17 protein-coding genes are annotated in these 16565 nt (G+C 73.2%); 12 read left to right on the top strand and 5 right to left on the bottom strand.

Annotated features, from left to right (window positions below):
* Window positions 1-370: 370 nt before the first annotated feature.
* From AB0O67_RS11745 to AB0O67_RS11695, 11 genes are all read left to right on the top strand, one after another.
* Entirely contained in the window at window positions 371-643 is a 273-nt protein-coding gene (locus tag AB0O67_RS11745) for an acyl carrier protein (RefSeq protein ID WP_365448775.1), read from the top strand.
* A gap of 138 nt (window positions 644-781) precedes the next feature.
* The gene (gene fabG / locus AB0O67_RS11740) at window positions 782-1567 is read left to right on the top strand and encodes a 3-oxoacyl-ACP reductase FabG (RefSeq protein WP_365448773.1); all 786 of its coding nucleotides are present in this window, start codon (window positions 782-784) and stop codon (window positions 1565-1567) included.
* A 36-nt stretch (window positions 1568-1603) separates the two neighbouring features.
* A complete protein-coding gene (locus AB0O67_RS11735; RefSeq protein WP_365448771.1) occupies window positions 1604-2548 on the top strand; it encodes an aromatase/cyclase in 945 nt (314 codons plus the stop codon).
* A gap of 2 nt (window positions 2549-2550) precedes the next feature.
* The gene (locus AB0O67_RS11730; RefSeq protein WP_365448769.1) at window positions 2551-4860 is read left to right on the top strand and encodes an SDR family oxidoreductase; all 2310 of its coding nucleotides are present in this window, start codon (window positions 2551-2553) and stop codon (window positions 4858-4860) included.
* 4 nt (window positions 4861-4864) lie between these two features.
* On the top strand, window positions 4865-6283 hold the full coding sequence (locus tag AB0O67_RS11725) for an MFS transporter (protein WP_365448767.1): 1419 nt from the start codon (window positions 4865-4867) through the stop codon (window positions 6281-6283).
* 65 nt (window positions 6284-6348) lie between these two features.
* Window positions 6349-6798 (top strand): acyl carrier protein, encoded by a 450-nt coding sequence (locus AB0O67_RS11720; RefSeq protein ID WP_365448765.1) that lies wholly within the window; start codon window positions 6349-6351, stop codon window positions 6796-6798.
* Window positions 6795-7604: a 4'-phosphopantetheinyl transferase superfamily protein gene (locus AB0O67_RS11715; RefSeq protein WP_365448763.1), complete on the top strand. Its 810-nt coding sequence runs from the start codon at window positions 6795-6797 to the stop codon at window positions 7602-7604. The genes AB0O67_RS11720 and AB0O67_RS11715 overlap by 4 nt, the downstream gene beginning before the upstream one ends.
* Before the next feature lie 10 nt (window positions 7605-7614).
* Entirely contained in the window at window positions 7615-9249 is a 1635-nt protein-coding gene (locus AB0O67_RS11710) for an acyl-CoA carboxylase subunit beta (RefSeq protein ID WP_365448761.1), read from the top strand.
* Window positions 9246-9476, top strand: coding sequence for an acyl-CoA carboxylase epsilon subunit (locus tag AB0O67_RS11705; protein WP_365448759.1), 231 nt, complete (start codon window positions 9246-9248; stop codon window positions 9474-9476). The genes AB0O67_RS11710 and AB0O67_RS11705 overlap by 4 nt, the downstream gene beginning before the upstream one ends.
* 69 nt (window positions 9477-9545) lie before the next feature.
* Window positions 9546-10472, top strand: coding sequence for a nuclear transport factor 2 family protein (locus AB0O67_RS11700; protein ID WP_365448757.1), 927 nt, complete (start codon window positions 9546-9548; stop codon window positions 10470-10472).
* A 176-nt stretch (window positions 10473-10648) separates the two neighbouring features.
* Entirely contained in the window at window positions 10649-11605 is a 957-nt protein-coding gene (locus tag AB0O67_RS11695; protein ID WP_365448755.1) for an NAD(P)-dependent oxidoreductase, read from the top strand.
* Between the two features lie 18 nt (window positions 11606-11623).
* On the opposite strand, the gene AB0O67_RS11690 is transcribed toward AB0O67_RS11695, so the two are convergent.
* The 5 genes from AB0O67_RS11690 to AB0O67_RS11670 all read right to left on the bottom strand — a co-directional run bounded on the left by AB0O67_RS11690 (window position 11624) and on the right by AB0O67_RS11670 (window position 16011).
* The gene (locus AB0O67_RS11690) at window positions 11624-12787 is read right to left on the bottom strand and encodes a serine hydrolase domain-containing protein (RefSeq protein WP_365448753.1); all 1164 of its coding nucleotides are present in this window, start codon (window positions 12785-12787) and stop codon (window positions 11624-11626) included.
* An 87-nt stretch (window positions 12788-12874) separates the two neighbouring features.
* Entirely contained in the window at window positions 12875-13321 is a 447-nt protein-coding gene (locus AB0O67_RS11685; RefSeq protein ID WP_365448751.1) for an organic hydroperoxide resistance protein, read from the bottom strand.
* A 122-nt stretch (window positions 13322-13443) separates the two neighbouring features.
* Complete coding sequence (locus tag AB0O67_RS11680; RefSeq protein ID WP_365448749.1) at window positions 13444-14205, bottom strand: ABC transporter ATP-binding protein; 762 nt, start codon at window positions 14203-14205, stop codon at window positions 13444-13446.
* Window positions 14193-14954, bottom strand: a complete 762-nt coding sequence (gene cbiQ, locus AB0O67_RS11675) for a cobalt ECF transporter T component CbiQ (RefSeq protein ID WP_365448747.1) — start codon at window positions 14952-14954, stop codon at window positions 14193-14195. Before cbiQ ends, AB0O67_RS11680 begins: the two co-directional genes overlap by 13 nt.
* 1 nt (window position 14955) lies before the next feature.
* A complete protein-coding gene (locus AB0O67_RS11670; RefSeq protein ID WP_365448745.1) occupies window positions 14956-16011 on the bottom strand; it encodes an energy-coupling factor ABC transporter permease in 1056 nt (351 codons plus the stop codon).
* Window positions 16012-16178: 167 nt separating this feature from the next.
* Between AB0O67_RS11670 and AB0O67_RS11665 the strand changes: the two genes are divergently transcribed.
* The gene (locus tag AB0O67_RS11665) at window positions 16179-16538 is read left to right on the top strand and encodes an SsgA family sporulation/cell division regulator (protein WP_365448743.1); all 360 of its coding nucleotides are present in this window, start codon (window positions 16179-16181) and stop codon (window positions 16536-16538) included.
* Window positions 16539-16565: the final 27 nt, after the last annotated feature.

Genomic DNA, 16565 nt, shown 5'->3' with positions numbered 1-16565 from the left:
CATCGACGAGTACCCGGCGGGCAAGCTGCTGCGCGACGCCCGCGTGATGACCCTCTACGTGGGCACGAGCCAGATCCAGAAGTCCGCGACGGCCGTCGCGCGGGGCTGCCGCACGGCTCCGGGGAATGCCCCCGAGCCCGCCACGCGGGCCCGCCCCTGGTGGTAGCGGTCGCTCCTGGTGCCGTGGTCGTGTCCCGCGCTCGCCGCGCGGCTCGCACCGGCCCTGGAACGCGCTGCGCGCTCACCGCCCGGCGCTCTCCGCGTCGCCCCTGAACGCGCCCGCGTGCTCGGTCCGTTCGTCTCTCCCACGTCCGGGCCGGGCCGCGGGCGTCCGCACGTTCCCGTAAGACCCAGACGAGAGGAACCTCCCGTGCCCACCCAGTCCTTCACCCTCGACGACCTCAAGCGCATCCTCCTGGAGTCGGCCGGGGCCGACGAGAACGTCGACCTGGACGGCGACATCCTCGACACCGACTTCGAGGAGCTCAGCTACGAGTCGCTGGCCATCCTGGAGACCTGCGGCCGCATCGAGCGCGACTACGCCATCTCCCTCGACGACAGCGTGGTCACCGAGGCCAGGACGCCGCGCGCCCTGCTGGAGATCGTCAACGCCCAGCTCGCGGAGTCGGCGCAGGCCGCCTGAGCCGCCGTAGCGGCGCCCCCCGAGGCCGTACCCCTCGCCCTCACCCCCGGTGCGCCGGTGCCCGTCCCCGAGCGGGGCACCGGCGCACCCCCGACATGCCCAGACATGCGCACACATCGCGACAAGGGAGCAGCAGACATGTCCGACAAGCACGAGCGGGTCGCCCTCGTCTCCGGGGCCACCAGCGGAATCGGCCTCGCGGTGGCGCGGCTGCTGGCCCAGCAGGGGCACCGCGTCTTCCTCGGCTCCCGCGACGCCGACAACGTCGCCCGGACCGTCAAGGAGCTGACCGCCGAGGGCCTCGACGTCGACGGGGGCACCCTCGACGTGCGCTCGGCGCTGTCCATCGAGAGCTTCGTCCAGGCCGCCGTGGACCGCTTCGGTCCGGTCGACGTCCTGGTCAACAACGCGGGCCGGTCGGGCGGCGGCGTCACCGCCGACATCGACGACGAGCTCTGGTACGACGTCGTCGAGACCAACCTCAACAGCGTATTCCGGCTCAGCCGCGCGGCCCTCACCACCGGCGGCATGCGGCACAAGAACCGTGGCCGGATCATCAACATCGCCTCCACGGCCGGCAAGCAGGGCGTCGTCCTCGGCGCCCCCTACTCCGCCTCGAAGCACGGCGTCGTCGGCTTCACCAAGGCCCTCGGCAACGAGCTCGCCCCCACCGGCATCACCGTCAACGCGGTCTGCCCCGGCTATGTCGAGACGCCCATGGCGCAGCGGGTGCGCGCCGGTTACGCGGCGGCGTACGACACCACCGAGGACGCGATCATGGAGAAGTTCACGGCGAAGATCCCGCTCGGCCGCTACTCCACGCCCGAGGAGGTCGCCGGGCTGGTCGGCTACCTCGCGTCCGACACCGCCGCCTCCATCACGGCGCAGGCCCTCAACGTCTGCGGCGGCCTCGGCAACTTCTGATCCGCCCGCCACCCGTACTTTTCGAGGAGTTCACGCATGTCCGCATCCGAGCTGCGGGAAGTCGAGCACGACATCACGATCTCGGCCCCGGCCGCCGACGTCTACCGCCTGATCGCCGACGTGGCGAACTGGCCGCGGATCTTCCCCCCGACCATTTATGTCGACCACCTGGAGCGCTCCCGCGACGAGGAGCTGATCCGCATCTGGGCCACCGCGGGCGGCGAACCCAAGAACTGGACCTCGCGCCGCGTCCTGGACCCGGACGCCCTGCGGATCACCTTCCGCCAGCAGGTCTCCACCCCTCCGGTCGCCACCATGGGCGGCACCTGGATCATCGAGCCGCAGGACGAGGGCACCTCGCGCGTGCGGCTGCTGCACGACTACACGGCCGTCGACGACGACCCGGCGAGCCTGAAGTGGATCGACGAGGCCGTGGACCGCAACTCGCGCTCGGAACTCGCGGCCCTGAAGAGCAACGTCGAACTCGCCGCCGCCTCCGAGGAGCTGACGTTCTCCTTCGAGGACACCGTCGAGGTCGAGGGCTCCGCCAAGGACGCCTACGACTTCGTCAACGAGGCCGGTCTGTGGTCCGAGCGGCTGCCGCACGTGGCGACCGTCCGGCTCACCGAGGACTCCCCGGGCCTGCAGACCCTGGAGATGGACACCCGCGCCAAGGACGGCTCCACGCACACCACCCGGTCGTACCGGGTGTGCCTGGAGGGCCGGAGGATCGCCTACAAGCAGACCACACTGCCGGCCCTGATGAACCTGCACACCGGCTACTGGACGTTCACCGACACCGGCACCGGCAGCACCGCCTCCTCGCAGCACACCGTCGTGCTGCGCCCGGAGAACATCGAGAAGATCCTCGGGCCCGGGGCGGGCGTCGCCGAGGCCCGGGAGTACGTGCGCTCGGCGCTGAGCACCAACAGCCGGGCCACCCTCGGCCACGCCAAGGCGTACGCCGAGGCGAGGCGCTGACCATGGCCGGCGCCGACGCTGCCGTGACGGACGTCGTCGTGGTCGGCGCCGGACCCGTGGGGCTGATGCTCGCCGGGGAGCTGCGGCTCGGCGGCGCCGACGTGACCGTACTGGAACGGCTGGACGTCCCCACCACCGAGTCGCGGGCCTCCACCCTGCACGCACGGACCATGGAGCTGCTGAGGCAGCGCGCACTGCTCGACGGGCCGGACGGCTTCGGCGACCCGCTGCCGCCGCACGAGCCACGCGGCCACTTCGGCGGGCTGCCGATGGACCTCACGCTGCCGAGCCCCTACCCCGGGCAGTGGAAGGTGCCGCAGGTGCGCACCGAGGAACTCCTCGGCGCCCGCGCGGCCCGCCTCGGCGTCCGCGTCCTGCGCGCCCACGAGGTCACCGGACTGACCCAGCACGAGGGTCAGGTGACGGTGACGGCCCGGCACGCCGGGCGGGAGGTGGCGTTCACCGCGCGGTACGTCGTCGGCTGCGACGGCGAGCAGTCGGCTGTACGGCGGCTCGCGGGCGTCGACTTCCCCGGCGACGACGCCGGGCGGGAGCTGATCCGCGCCGACGTCGACGGCATCGACATACCGGCCCGGCGGTTCCAGCGGCTGCCGAAGGGGCTCGCCGTCGCCGCCCGGCGCGGCGACGGTGTGACCCGCGTGATGGTCCACCGCTTCGGCACCCCGCCACGGGCCGGCGAGGCACGCTTCGCCGACATCGTCGACGCCTGGCGGGAGGTCACCGGCGAGGACATCGCCCACGGCACCCCGCTGTGGGTCAACTCCTTCGGCGACGCCTCCCGGCAGGCGGAGCGCTACCGCCTGGGCCGTGTGCTGCTCGCCGGTGACGCCGCCCACCAGCAGATGCCGATCGGGGGCCAGGCCCTCAACCTCGGCCTCCAGGACGCCGTCAACCTCGGCTGGAAACTGGCGGCGACCGTGCGCGGGCGCGCCCCCAAGGGACTGCTCGACACCTACCACGAGGAACGGCACGCGATCGGCCGCCGGGTGCTGTCCGACATCCGTGCCCAGTCCCGGCTGCTGCTGGGCGGGCCGGAGGTGGAGGCGCTGCGCTCGGTGTTCGGCGAGCTGACCTCGTACGAGCGGGTGCGGGCGCACCTGGCGGGCGTGATCAGCGGCCTCGACGTGCGGTACGGCCCGGACGGTGAGGGCGCGCTCGTCGGGGCGCGGCTGCCCGACGCGGACCTCGTGGGCGCCACCGGGCCGTGCTCCACCCTGGACCTGCTCCGCGAGGCACGCGGCGTGCTGCTCGTCCTGACCGGCGCGGGGGAGCCGTACGCGGAAGTGGCGCGGGCCTGGTCCGGCGCCGTCGACACCGTGACGGCCCGCCCCGCCGTGGGCGGCGCTCTGCCCGACGTGGCCGCCCTGCTCGTACGCCCCGACGGATACCTCGCGTGGGCCGGCGACACCCCGGACGGCCTCGCGGCGGCGCTCGCCCGATGGTTCACGCCGGACGCACCCGCCGTGCCCACCACCAGCACCTCCCGCATCCCGCACCCCACCCGTCAACACAACGTCAGGAGAAGGAAGATGGGCAACCTGACCGGCAGGACGGCGCTCGTCACGGGCGCCAGCCGAGGCATGGGCCGGGCCACCGCCGAGCGGCTCGCCCGCGACGGCGCGCTGGTCGCCGTGCACTACGGCACCAACGAGGACGCGGCCGCCGACGTCGTCGCCGGGATCGAGCGGGACGGCGGCCGGGCGTTCGCCGTACGCGCCGAACTCGGCGCCCCCGGCGACGTGCACGAGCTGTTCCTCGCCCTGGAGGAGGGCCTGAAGGAGCGCACCGGCTCCACCGAGCTGAACATCCTGGTCAACAACGCGGGCGTGATGGGCGGGGTCAAGCCCGAGGACACCACGCCGGACATGTTCGACCGGATCTTCGCCGTCAACGCCAGGGCGCCGTTCTTCATCGTCCAGCGGGCCCTGACGAACATGCCCGACGGCGGACGGATCGTGAACATCTCCTCGGGCCTGACCCGGTTCGCCAACCCCGACGAGATCGCCTACGCCATGAGCAAGGGAGCCGTCGAGCAGCTCGCGCTGCACTACGCCAAGGCCCTCGGCCCGCGCGGCATCACCGTCAACAGCGTCGCCCCCGGCATCACCCGCAACGGCAACGCGCTGTTCGACATCCCCGAGGCCGTCGAGGCGATGGCGGCCCTGTCCACCTTCAACCGGGTCGGCGAACCGCAGGACGTCGCCGACGTGGTCGCCTTCCTCGTCTCCGACGACGCCCGCTGGGTCACCGGCTCCTTCGTCGACGCGAGCGGCGGCACCCTCCTGGGGTGACGCCATGACCAGGACGCACCCCGCGCCCGCGGTCGGCACCGGGGACGGGCGGTGGAGCCCCCGGCTGTGGGGGCTCCTGCTCGTGCTCGCCGGCAACATGCTCATCGACGCGCTCGAGGTGTCCGTGGCGGTCGTGGCACTGCCCTCGATCGGCACGGACCTCGGGCTGCCGCTGACGGACGTGCACTGGGCGATGACCGGCTTCGCCGTCGGCTTCGGCGGTCTGCTGCTGTTCGGCGCCCGGGTGGTCGGCCTGCTGGGGCGCCGCCGGGTCTACCTGGCGGCGCTGCTCGTCTTCGCCGCCGCCTCCGCCCTCAGCGCGCTCGCCCAGGAACCGGCACTGCTCGTCGCCACCCGTCTGGTCAAGGGCTTCTGCGCGGCGCTGACCGCCCCCACCGGTCTCGCCATCATCGCCACCGCCTTCCCGCAGGGCCCGGCTCGCGACCGGGCGGTGTCCGTCTACGCCCTGTTCGGCGCCGGCGGCTTCACCGGGGGACTGCTGCTGTCCGGCTGGCTCACCGAGACCAGCTGGCGGCTGGCCTTCGCGTTCCCGGCCCCGGTCGTGCTGATCCTGTTCGCCCTCGGCCTGGTGCTGATCCCCGACGAGGAGCGGGCCCCGGCGAGGAGCACCCCACGCCGCTACGACCTCACCGGCGCCGGCACCTTCACGGCGGCGCTCCTCGCCCTGGTGTACGGCATCGGCGCCGTGCCCGCGCACGGCTGGACCGCGCCCCGGGCCGCCGGGCCGCTCACCGCGGCCGTGCTGCTGCTCGTGGCCTTCGCGGTCGTCGAACGCACCACGCCAGAACCCCTGGTGAGACCGCTGCGCGACGCCGCGCTGATCCGCTCGGCGCTCGGCGCGGCCTGCCTCAACGGCTCCTACCTGGGGCTGCTGTTCGTGCTGACCTACCAGATGCAGACCATCGCCGGCTGGCCGCCGTCGACGGCCGCGCTGGCCCTGGTCCCGGCCGCCGCCCCACCGGCGCTCACCGCGCTCGCCTCCGGGCGCCTGGTCGCCCGCTTCGGCGCACCCCGGCTGATCGCGGCCGGCGCCGCCTGCGCGTTCGCCGGGTACCTGCTCCAACTCGCTCCCGCCTGGCCGCTCAACTACCCCGCCCGGCTGCTGCCGACCCTGCTGCTGGTCGGGGCCGCCTTCGTGCTGTCCTTCGCCGCGCTGAACATGCAGGCGACCTCGGGGCTGAGCCCGGGCGAGCGGGGCGCGGCAAGCGGCCAGTACCAGACGGCCGTACAACTGGCCGCGGCGATCGCGGTCGCCGCGGTCGCCGCGCTGCTCGCCTCCGCGGCGGTCCCCGGCGCCACCGCGGCCGAGGCCGTCGAGGCCTGCCGGCCCGCGCTGCTGCTCGTGGCCGTGCTCGGCGGACTCGGAACCCTCGTCGGCCTCACCGGCCTCAGGCGCCGCTGAGCCTCCCGGCCCGGCCGCACCACCCCCCCCCTCCCTCCAACCACCACTCCCAACGGGGCACGCCCATGGACCAGACAACGAAGACCTGGGTCTTCGACGACCTCGACGATTTCGACGACCTCGACTACGAGTTCGAGCAGGACACCGTCGTCGACGTGGACCCGCCGGACCCGGCGCACCTGGCCGCCTGCGGCGAGACCGAGCGGGTCCGGCTGATCGACTCCTACGTACGGGCCGAACTCGCCCGGGTGCTGCGGGTGCCGCCGCACACCATCGACACCGAGGGCCGCCCGATGAACAGCCTCGGCATCGGCTCCATCAACGGTCTCGAACTCCAGCGCCGGATGGAGGCGGCCCTCCACCTCGACGTCAACCTCAACATGCTGCTGCGCGCCAACAGCGCCGCCGAACTCATCGAGTGCCTGTCCGGGCAGCTCGGCCCCGGGGACAGCCCGCACAAGCGCGGCGGGCAGGGCGTCCACATGGTGTCGCACGACGGGCCGGGCACGACGTGATCCCCCAGCTGGTGGTCCGCGAGGGCCCCGAGACCGCGAGGACGCGGCTGCCGGCCCCGGGGCAGCTCGACGTGTGGCTGGTGCGCCGGCCCCGGCTGGAGACGGCGGCCGAGCTGCTGGACCTGTCCGAGCTGGACGACGCGGAACGCCGGCGCACCGCCTCCTTCGTCCGCCCCACCGACGGCATCACGTACGCGTCCGCGCATGTCGCGCTGCGCCGGCTGCTCGGCGTCTACCTGGGCCTGGCGCCGCGTGCGGTGCCGTTCGTGCGGGAGCCCTGTCCCGGCTGCGGCAAGCCGCACGGACGGCCCGCCGTCGCCCACCCCGACCCGCCGCTGCACTTCTCCCTGGCGCACAGCCACGGCGTGGCCGTGGTCGCCGTCGCCGCCACGGTGCTCGGTGCCGACGTGGAGCGGCTGCCGAGGGACGAGACCGTCGAGGTGTGCGCCCCGGCGCTGCACCCGGGGGAGCAGCAGGAGCTGGCGGGCCTGCCCGTCGAGGAGCGGCGTGAGCTCTTCGGGCGGATGTGGACCCGCAAGGAGGCCTACCTCAAGGCGCTGGGCACCGGCCTGTCCCGGGACCCGGGCCAGGACTACCTCGGGGCCGACCGGCGCCGCCGCCCGTCCGGCTGGACGCTGCTGGACCTGCCGTCCGGGCCCCGCCACAACGCCGCCGTCGCGGTGCTGGGCGGGCCCCCGGAGCGGGTCACCGTGCGCTGGGTGCCGCCCACCGCGCTGTACGCCGGCGGGACGGTGGACCTGGACGCCGACGGCATGACCACGCATGAACGTGACTGGGGAGCGTGAGAGGCACCACATGACGACCGACCAGAAACCCGACAGTAAACCCGATCAGAAGGCCGCCGAGCGGCCGAGCCTGCACGACCGTGAGCACCGCGGTCAGTGGAGCGCCGCGGAACGGCTGGAGGAACTCGGCCTGATCAAGCAGGCCGCCCGGCACGGCGATCCACTGGCCACCGAGCGGCAGCACGCCAAGGGCAAGCTCACCGCCCATGAGCGTATCGAACTCCTGCTCGACGAGGGGTCGTTCACGGAGGTCGAGATGTTGCGCCGGCACCGGGCCACCGGCTTCGGGCTGGAGAAGAAACGTCCCTACACCGACGGTGTGATCACCGGCTGGGGCACGGTCCACGGCCGTACCGTCTTCGTCTACGCGCACGACTTCCGCATCTTCGGCGGCGCCCTCGGCGAGGCCCACGCCCAGAAGATCCACAAGATCATGGACATGGCCATGGCGGCCGGCGCGCCGCTGGTGTCGCTCAACGACGGCGCGGGCGCCCGGATCCAGGAGGGCGTCAGCGCGCTCGCCGGCTACGGCGGCATCTTCCAGCGCAACACCCGCGCGTCCGGCGTCATCCCGCAGATCAGCGTGATGCTCGGCCCGTGCGCGGGCGGCGCCGCCTACAGTCCCGCCCTGACGGACTTCGTCTTCATGGTCCGCGACATCGCCCAGATGTTCATCACCGGACCCGACGTGGTCAAGGCGGTGACCGGCGAGGAGATCTCCCAGAACGACCTCGGCGGCGCCGACGTCCACGCCACCACCTCCGGCGTCGCCCACTTCGCCTACGACGACGTTCGTACGTGCATGGAGGACGTGCGTCACCTGCTCTCCCTGCTGCCGGCGAACAACCGCGATCTGCCGCCCCGGGCGCCGAGTGCCGACCCCGCCGACCGGCGCACCGACCGGCTGCTGGACCTGGTGCCCGAGGACCCGAGCCGGGTGTACGACATCCGGTCCGTGATCGAGGAGATCGTCGACGACGGCGACTGCTTCGAGGTCCACCCGGGCTGGGCGACCAACGTGGTCTGCGCGCTGTCCCGGCTGGACGGCGAGGTCGTGGGCATCGTCGCCAACCAGCCCGCCTCCTACGCCGGGGTGCTCGACATCGACGCCAGCGAGAAGGCGGCGCGGTTCGTGCAGTTCTGCGACGCCTTCAACATCCCGATCGTCACCCTGATCGACGTGCCGGGCTTCCTGCCGGGCGTCGACCAGGAGCACAACGGGATCATCCGGCGCGGCGCCAAGCTGCTGTACGCCTACTGCAACGCCACCGTGCCGCGCGTCTCGCTGGTGCTGCGCAAGGCGTACGGCGGCGCGTACATTGTTATGGACTCCCGTTCCATCGGCACCGACCTGGCGCTGGCCTGGCCGTCCAACGAGATCGCGGTGATGGGCGCGGAGGGTGCGGCGAACGTCATCTTCCGCCGGGAGATCGCCGGCTCGGACGACCCGGACACCACCCGCGCGCAGAAGATCAAGGAGTACCAGGCGGAGCTGATGCACCCCTACTACGCCGCCGAACGAGGCCTGATCGACGATGTGATCGACCCCCGGGACACCCGCGGGGCCCTCGTCCGCGCCCTGTCGATGCTGCGCAGCAAGCAGGCCGACCTGCCGTGCCGCAAGCACGGCAACCCGCCGCAGTGAGCACGCGCGACGCGCTGGTCATCAAGGTCGTCAAGGGCACGGCGACACCGGCCGAACTCGCGGCCCTGACCAGCGTGCTGCTCTCCCGTGCCGCCGCCCTCGCGGCCGTCGGCCCCGGCCTGCAGGACCGGGCCCCCCACCCCACGGCGGCCTGGCGCCGCCCGGAACGCGTCCCGGCGCACCGCGACCCACGGGGGTGGCGGGTGTCGGGCAGCCGGGCGGCGTAGGCGCTCCGCCACAGGTGCCGTAGACCGCCCCCTCAGCAAGGGGCGCTGCCGAAACGGAGCTTGTTCCCCATGACCTCCCCGCACCACGAACAGACCGACACCGTCACCCTTCCGCGGGCCGAACTCGGCGCGATGCGGGAGCGGTTGGGCGAACTGGCCGACCGGGCCGAGATCGCCGAGCTCATCGACCGGTACGTCACCCTGCTCGACGCCCAGGACGCCGACGGGTACGACGAGAGCTGGCCCCGCACGGTCTTCACGGACGACTGCCGGCTGGAGTTCCCGGTCGGCACGGTGCGCGGCCTGGACACCGCGGCCGCCTTCCACTTCGACCGGAAGTCGCGCTTCGCCCGCACCCACCACCTGGCCTCGAACTACGGCATCGCGCTGGACGGCGACACGGCCCGAGTCAGGGTCCACCTGTTCGCCTCCCACGTCCACCACGACGACGGCCCCGACCCCGGCGGCCGCTTCGACATCGGTGGCTACAGCGAGGGCGAGACCGTGCGCACCCCGGAGGGCTGGCGGATCAGCCGCTGGCGGTTCCACCTGGTGTGGTCCGACGGGGCGGGGCCGCGCCCGGGTCCCGCGCCCACCGCCCTGCGCAGCTCCCAGCCCCGCCCGCGCACCGCCCCCACACCCCGAAAGGACGACACCGTGTCACGCACTTCCGCCGTCACCCTGGACCTCGGCGCCCTGCGCACCGCCTCGGGCGAGGACCGGCTGCGGGCCATCGAGGCGTTCGTCTCCCGCACCCTGGAGACGTACCTCGACGTCCCGCCCGCCCACCGCGTCCACCGCGACCGCCCGCTCTACGCCCAGGGCATCGACTCCCTCACCGCCCTGGCCTTCCAGCGCAAGCTGGAGAACGCGCTGCGGATCCCGGTGCCCACCCACCACCTCCTGCGCGAGCAGTCGGTCAGCGAGCTCGCCGCCACGCTGGACGACCTGCTCACCCACGCGGAACGCCGGGAAGCCGCCCCGGCGTCCGTGTAGGCGCTCCGGCACGCGGGCGTGCCGCCACCGACGGGCGGCGGCATCCGCCCCCGCCCAAGTCCCCTTGCCCACCGGGCCGTCGGTGTAGAAGGGTGACGCGACGGGACCGGCGCGAGGAATCCGGCGCGACGGTACGTCCTGATCACCGCTCACCGACCCCCGGCGGAAGGCCGCATTTGAGCCCCGAACGCATCCTGGTGACCGGCGGCACCGGTTTCATCGGCTCGCACGTCGTGCCGCTGCTGCGGGCCGCCTGCCCCGCCCCGCACGGCCCCGCCCTCCGTCTGCTCACCCATCGCCGCCCCGGCCCCGGGGACACCGGCGCCGGTCTGGAGAGCGTGCACGGCGACCTCGCCGACCCGGCGTCACTGCACGGCGTCTGCGACGGCGTCGGCACCGTCCTCCACCTCGCCGCCCGTGTCGGCGGCACCCCCGAGGAGTGCCGGACCGTCAACGAGGAGGGCACCCGCGCCCTGCTGGCCGAGGCGGAAAGGGCGGGCGTACGCCGGATCGTGCAGCTCGGCACCGCCGCCGTCTACGGCGACGGACCGCACCGCGGCGAGCGCGAGGGCCGGATCGCCGAGGCACCGGTCTCCCCGACGAGCGAGACCCGCCTCGCCGGCGAACGGCAGGTCCTGGCCGCCGGCGGCACCGTCGTACGCCCGTTCCTCGTCTACGGCGAGGGCGACACCTGGGTCGTGCCCGGCCTCGTCCAGCTGCTGCGCCGCGTGCCGTACTGGGTGGACGGCGCCGGCTCCCGGCTCTCCCTGATCTCGGCGCCCGTCCTCGCCCGCGTCCTGGCCGAGCTGGCGCTCGCGCCCGAGGCGCCGGCCTCCGGTGTCCTGCACGCCGCGCATCCCGAGCCCGTGACCCTGCGGGAACTGCTCACGACCGTCTGCGGTGCCCTGGACCTGCCCCTGCCCGGCGGCGAGATCACTCTCGACGAGGCGCTGGCCCGCCTCGACGCCCACGGCCCCGGCGCCCGGCGTCCCCTGGCCCTGGTCACGGTCGACCGCTGGTACGACACCAGCGCCCTGTGGTCCCGCCTGACCACCACCCCGGGAGCCGCCTTCCCCGTGGCGTTCAAGGAGTGCGCCCCCTGGTACCGGCGGGCCCTGGCGGACGCGCCGTAGCCCCCGCCCCGGGGGGCCTCAGCCGGTGACCACGCCCCGCAGCGCCCGCACCAGGGCCTGTGCGCGCGGGTCGGCCGTCACGCTCTTGCGGAAGCCGTTGGTGACATAGCCGAAGGCGATGCCCGACTCGGGGTCGGCGAAGCCGAGCGAGCCGCCGCGGCCGGGGTGGCCGAAGGAGGCGTCGGACAGCAGCGGGGACGCGCTGCCGTGCAGCATGTAGCCCAGCCCGAAGCGGGTCCCGACGACGAGCACCCGGTCCGGCCCAGCCGACTGCTCCCCGCGCGCCAGCTCCACCGTCTCCGGCGTGAACAGCCGCACCCCGTCGTCCACCTCGCCGATCAGCGAGGCGTAGAAGCGGGCGAGCCCGTCCGCCGTCGCGATGCCGTTGGAGGCGGGCAGGACGGCGGCCCGGTAGACGGGGTCGTTCTCGTCCGGCAGCGGCGATATCGCGCCGAAGGCCCGGCGGGTGACGGACTCCGGGTCCGCGTAGGCGTCGGACACCGCACGCTTGGGCCGCGTCCTGAGCGCGTTGGCCGCGTCCTGGCCCTCGACCTTGCCGACCCGGCCCACGCGCGACGCCTCCCGCTCCGGCAGCCCGAGCCACAGCTCGGCCCCGAGCGGCCCGGCGATCTCGTCGGCGATCCACTCCCCGGCCGACCGCCCGGTGACCCGCCGCACCACCTCACCCACCAGCCAGCTGTACGTCTGCGCGTGGTACCCGTGCGCGCTCCCCGGCGCCCACACCGGCGCCTGGGCGGCCACCGCCGCCGCGCCCAGGTCCGGGTCGGCGGCCTCGGCCACGGTCAGCGGCCGGTCCAGGACGGGCACCCCGGCCCGGTGCGAGAGTAGATGCCGTACGAGGGTGCGCTCCTTGCCCGCCGCCTTGTACTCCGGCCACAGCGCACCGACCGGCGCGTCCAGGTCCAGCTCGCCCCGCTGCCGCAGCAGCAGGAGGACGGCGGCGGCGACGCCCTTGGTCGCCGAGCGCACGACCTGTGCCGTGCCGTGTTCCCAGGGAGCCGTACCGTCGACGTCCTTGGTGCCGCCCCACAGGTCGACGACCTTGCGTCCCTCCCGGTAGACGGCCACGGCGGCGCCCCGGTCGCCGAGCGCCTCGAAGTTCCGCGCGAACGCCGCCCTGACCGGCTCGAAGCCCTCGGCCAATGTGCCGTTCACGTCCACGTCCGTACTCCGTCCACTCCACTGGCCCTGACACGCGGTGCAACGCCGACGGCCGGCCCGCGATTCCTGCCCCCGGGCCGCTCCGCCTCAGCCCAGCAGGATCGTGACGTCGATGTTGCCCCGGGTGGCGTTGGAGTACGGGCAGACCTCATGGGCCTCGTCCACCAGCTTCGCCGCGATGTCCGGGTCGAGGACCGGCAGCGAGACGCTCAGGGCGACGGCGAGACCGTAGCCGCGCCGGTTGTTGGGGCCGATGCCCACCTTCGCGGCGACCGTGGATCCGGCCAGGTCGTAGCCCGACCGGTTGCCGACCAGGATCAGGGCGTTGTGGAAGCAGGTGCTGTAGCCGGCCGCGAACAACTGCTCCGGGTTGGTGCCGTTGCCGTCGCCGCCCAGCTCCGGCGGCATCGCCACCTTCAGCTCGATCTGCCCGTCCTGGCTGGTGACATAGCCCTCACGGCCGCCGTGCGAGGTGGCCTCAGCGACGTAGGTGATCTTCCGTGGGCGGGTGTCGGTGGCGGTGCCGTCGGTCAAGGGTGGCCCTCCCCAGGCGAAGAACGTGAACCCGGCAACTACTTCGTGCACAAAATACTGGCCGGGGGCCCGACATTGTTACCTGGGGGTAGCAGCCCGGTGCACCCCGGGCGGGCCCCGCCTCACGCGCCCGTCGTCACCGAGCGCGGGTCGAAGCCGAAGGGCAGCTCCAGGCGGTGGGCGCGCATCAGGGAGTCGTCGGAGAGCAGTTCGCCGGTCGGCCCGTCCGCCGCGATCACGCCCTCGCTGAGGACCAGCGCACGCGGGCAGAGCTCCAGGGCGTACGGCAGGTCGTGGGTGACCATCAGCACGGTCACGTCCAGCGCGCGCAGGATGTCCGCGAGCTCGCGCCGCGAGGCGGGGTCGAGGTTGGACGAGGGCTCGTCCAGCACCAGGATCTCCGGCTCCATCGCGAGCACGGTCGCCACGGCCACCCGGCGCCGCTGCCCGAACGAGAGATGGTGCGGCGGGCGGTCCTGGAACCCGGCCATCCCGACCTGCTCCAGCGCCCGCTCCACCCGGGCCTGGAGCTCCGCCCCCTTGAGCCCTGCCGCGGCCGGCCCGAAGGCCACGTCCTCCCGGACGGTCTGCATGAAGAGCTGGTCGTCGGGGTCCTGGAAGACGATTCCGACCTTGCGCCGGATCTCGGCCATGTGGGCGCGGTCCACGGGCAGCCCGGCGACCCGCACCGAGCCCGTGCCCCCGCCGAGGATGCCGTTGAGGTGCAGCACCAACGTGGTCTTGCCGGCGCCGTTCGGCCCGAGCAGCGCGACCCGCTCGCCGCGCCCGATGCGGAAGTCCACGCCGAACAGGGCCTGATGCCCGTCGGGGTAGGCGAAGGCGAGGCCGGAGACCTCCAGGGAAGCTTCAGTCACAGCACCCATCCCAGCAGACAGACGACCAGGGCGGCACACGGCAGGGCGAGGGCGTACGACCACTGCGCCCGGGACGCGGTCACCTCGTCGATCACCGGCATGACACCGGAGTACCCCCGGCTGACCATCGCCAGATGGACCCGCTCGCCGCGCTCGTAGGACCGGATGAACAGCGCGCCCGCCGACTTGGCGAGCACCCCCCAGTGCCGCGGGCCGCGCGCCTCGAAGCCGCGCGACTCCCGCGCGATCCGCATCCGCCGCATCTCGCCGCTGATGACATCGCCGTACCGGATCATGAAGGACGCGATCTGCACCAGCAGCGGTGGCAGCTTCAGCCGCTCCAGGCCGAGCAGCAGCTCCCGCAGCTCGGTGGTGGCGGCCAGCAGGACGGACGCGGCGACGCCCAGGGTGCCCTTGGCGAGCACGTTCCAGGCGCCCCACAGTCCGCTGACGCTGAGCGACATGCCCAGCACCTCGACCCGCTCACCCTCCGCCACGAACGGCAGCAGCACGGCGAACGCGACGAACGGCACCTCGATCAGCAGCCGCTTCGTCAAGAAGAGCGGGGGCACGTGCGCGATCCCGGCCACCACCGCCAGCAGCACGGCGTACGCCCCGAAGGCCCACATCGCCTCGCGCGGGGTGGACACCACGACCACCACGAAGGCGAAGGTCGCCGCGAGCTTGGTGTGCGGCGGCAGGGCGTGCACGGGTGACGATGCCCGCCGGTAGAGCTTGTGGGCGTGGCCCGCACCCATGTCAGACGCTCGTGCTGGCGGGCGAGACGCCGTCCGTCTCGTCCGTACGGCGCCGGCGCACCGCCCAGAAGATCGCGCTGCCCGCGACGACGGTGACGCCGACGCCGATCACACCGGCGAGGCCGCCGGAGATCCGGGCGTTGTCGACGTCCTTGACGCCGTAGTCGGCGAGCGGGGAGTCGGCGTTGTGGTGTTCCTCGGCGGACTCGGCGAAGCCCTTGTCCTCGGCCACCTTCTCCAGCCCGTCGGGGCTGGCGGAGGCGTAGAAGCTGACGACCCCGGCGAGCACGAGGGAGGCGGCGAGTCCGCCGAGCAGCAGCGTGCGGTGCGAGGTCCGGGGGGCGGGCGCGGGCGCCTCGGCGGCCGGGACGTCGACGAGTTCGCCGCCGACCCGCAGCTTCAGCGGCCGGTGCAGGTCCCGCGCGCCGTGGACGAGGTCCGGCCGTACGGCGATGACGGCGCCTACGGTCAGCGCGGTGATCACGGCCTCGCCGACGCCGATGAGGACGTGCACGCCGACCATGGCGGTGGCGACCTTGCCGATCGGGACGTCGGTGGTCCCGCCGATCGCGTAGAACGCCGTGAAGGCGAGCGCGGCGGCCGGCACCGACACCAGCGCGGCCACGAAGGAGGCGGTGGTGATCGAGCGCCGGGTGCGGGGCAGGAGTTTCACCAGCCCGCGGAAGACGAGGTAGGCGACGCCGACGCCGACCACCGACATGTCGGTGATGTTCACGCCGAGCGCGGTCAGGCCGCCGTCCGCGAACAGGATGCCCTGCATGAGCAGGACGACGGATATGCACAGGGCCCCTGTGCAGGGACCGACGAGGATCGCCGCGAGGGCGCCGCCGAGCAGATGGCCGCTGGTCCCGGCCGCGACCGGGAAGTTCAGCATCTGCACCGCGAAGATGAACGCCGCCACCAGTCCGGCGAGTGGCGCCGTCCGCTCGTCGAGTTCGCGGCGCGCGCCGCGCAGGCTCACCGCGATGGCGCCGGCGGCGACGACTCCGGCCACGGCGGACGTGGGCGCGTTGATGAATCCGTCAGGTACATGCACGCTTCGATGATGTGGCTTAATGCGAACCCCTTGCAAGAGCGAGGCTCTCCCCGTTGTGGAGATGAGATAAGCCGCTCCGCCGGGCGTAATCCAGGAAATATGGGACATTGGATGGGTAGCGGATCCATACTTTCCGCTCTCGTGACGCACGGTGAAAGGGCCGTCCGATGTCCGTAGTGGAGCAGTACGCACGCGCCCATATCGTCACGGACACGGATGTCCAGTCGCTCGACGAGCGGGGAGCGATTCCGGTCGTTCTGCGCTACGACGCCGACCGCGCCCCCCGCGACGTACGCATATGTCTGCCCGGTCCGCACGAGTGGACCTTCACCCGTGAGCTCCTCGAACGTGGCCTGCGTGCCCCGGCCGGCTCCGGCGAGGTCCGGGTGTGGCCCTGCGGGCGGGTGCAGACCGTCATCGAGTTCCACTCCGCGCAGGGCACCGCGGTCGTCCAGTTCGACACCAAAGCGCTGATCCGCTTCCTGCGGCGCAGCTATATGGCCGCCGCCACCCCCGTCGGAAGCTGACGGCACAGACCTTCGGCCCGCCCCCCC

This window comes from Streptomyces sp. NPDC086077, assembly GCF_040686175.1.
Taxonomy (GTDB): domain Bacteria; phylum Actinomycetota; class Actinomycetes; order Streptomycetales; family Streptomycetaceae; genus Streptomyces.
Note: the sequence above shows the minus strand (reverse complement) of the source record. Positions and strands in the feature narration are given on the sequence as shown.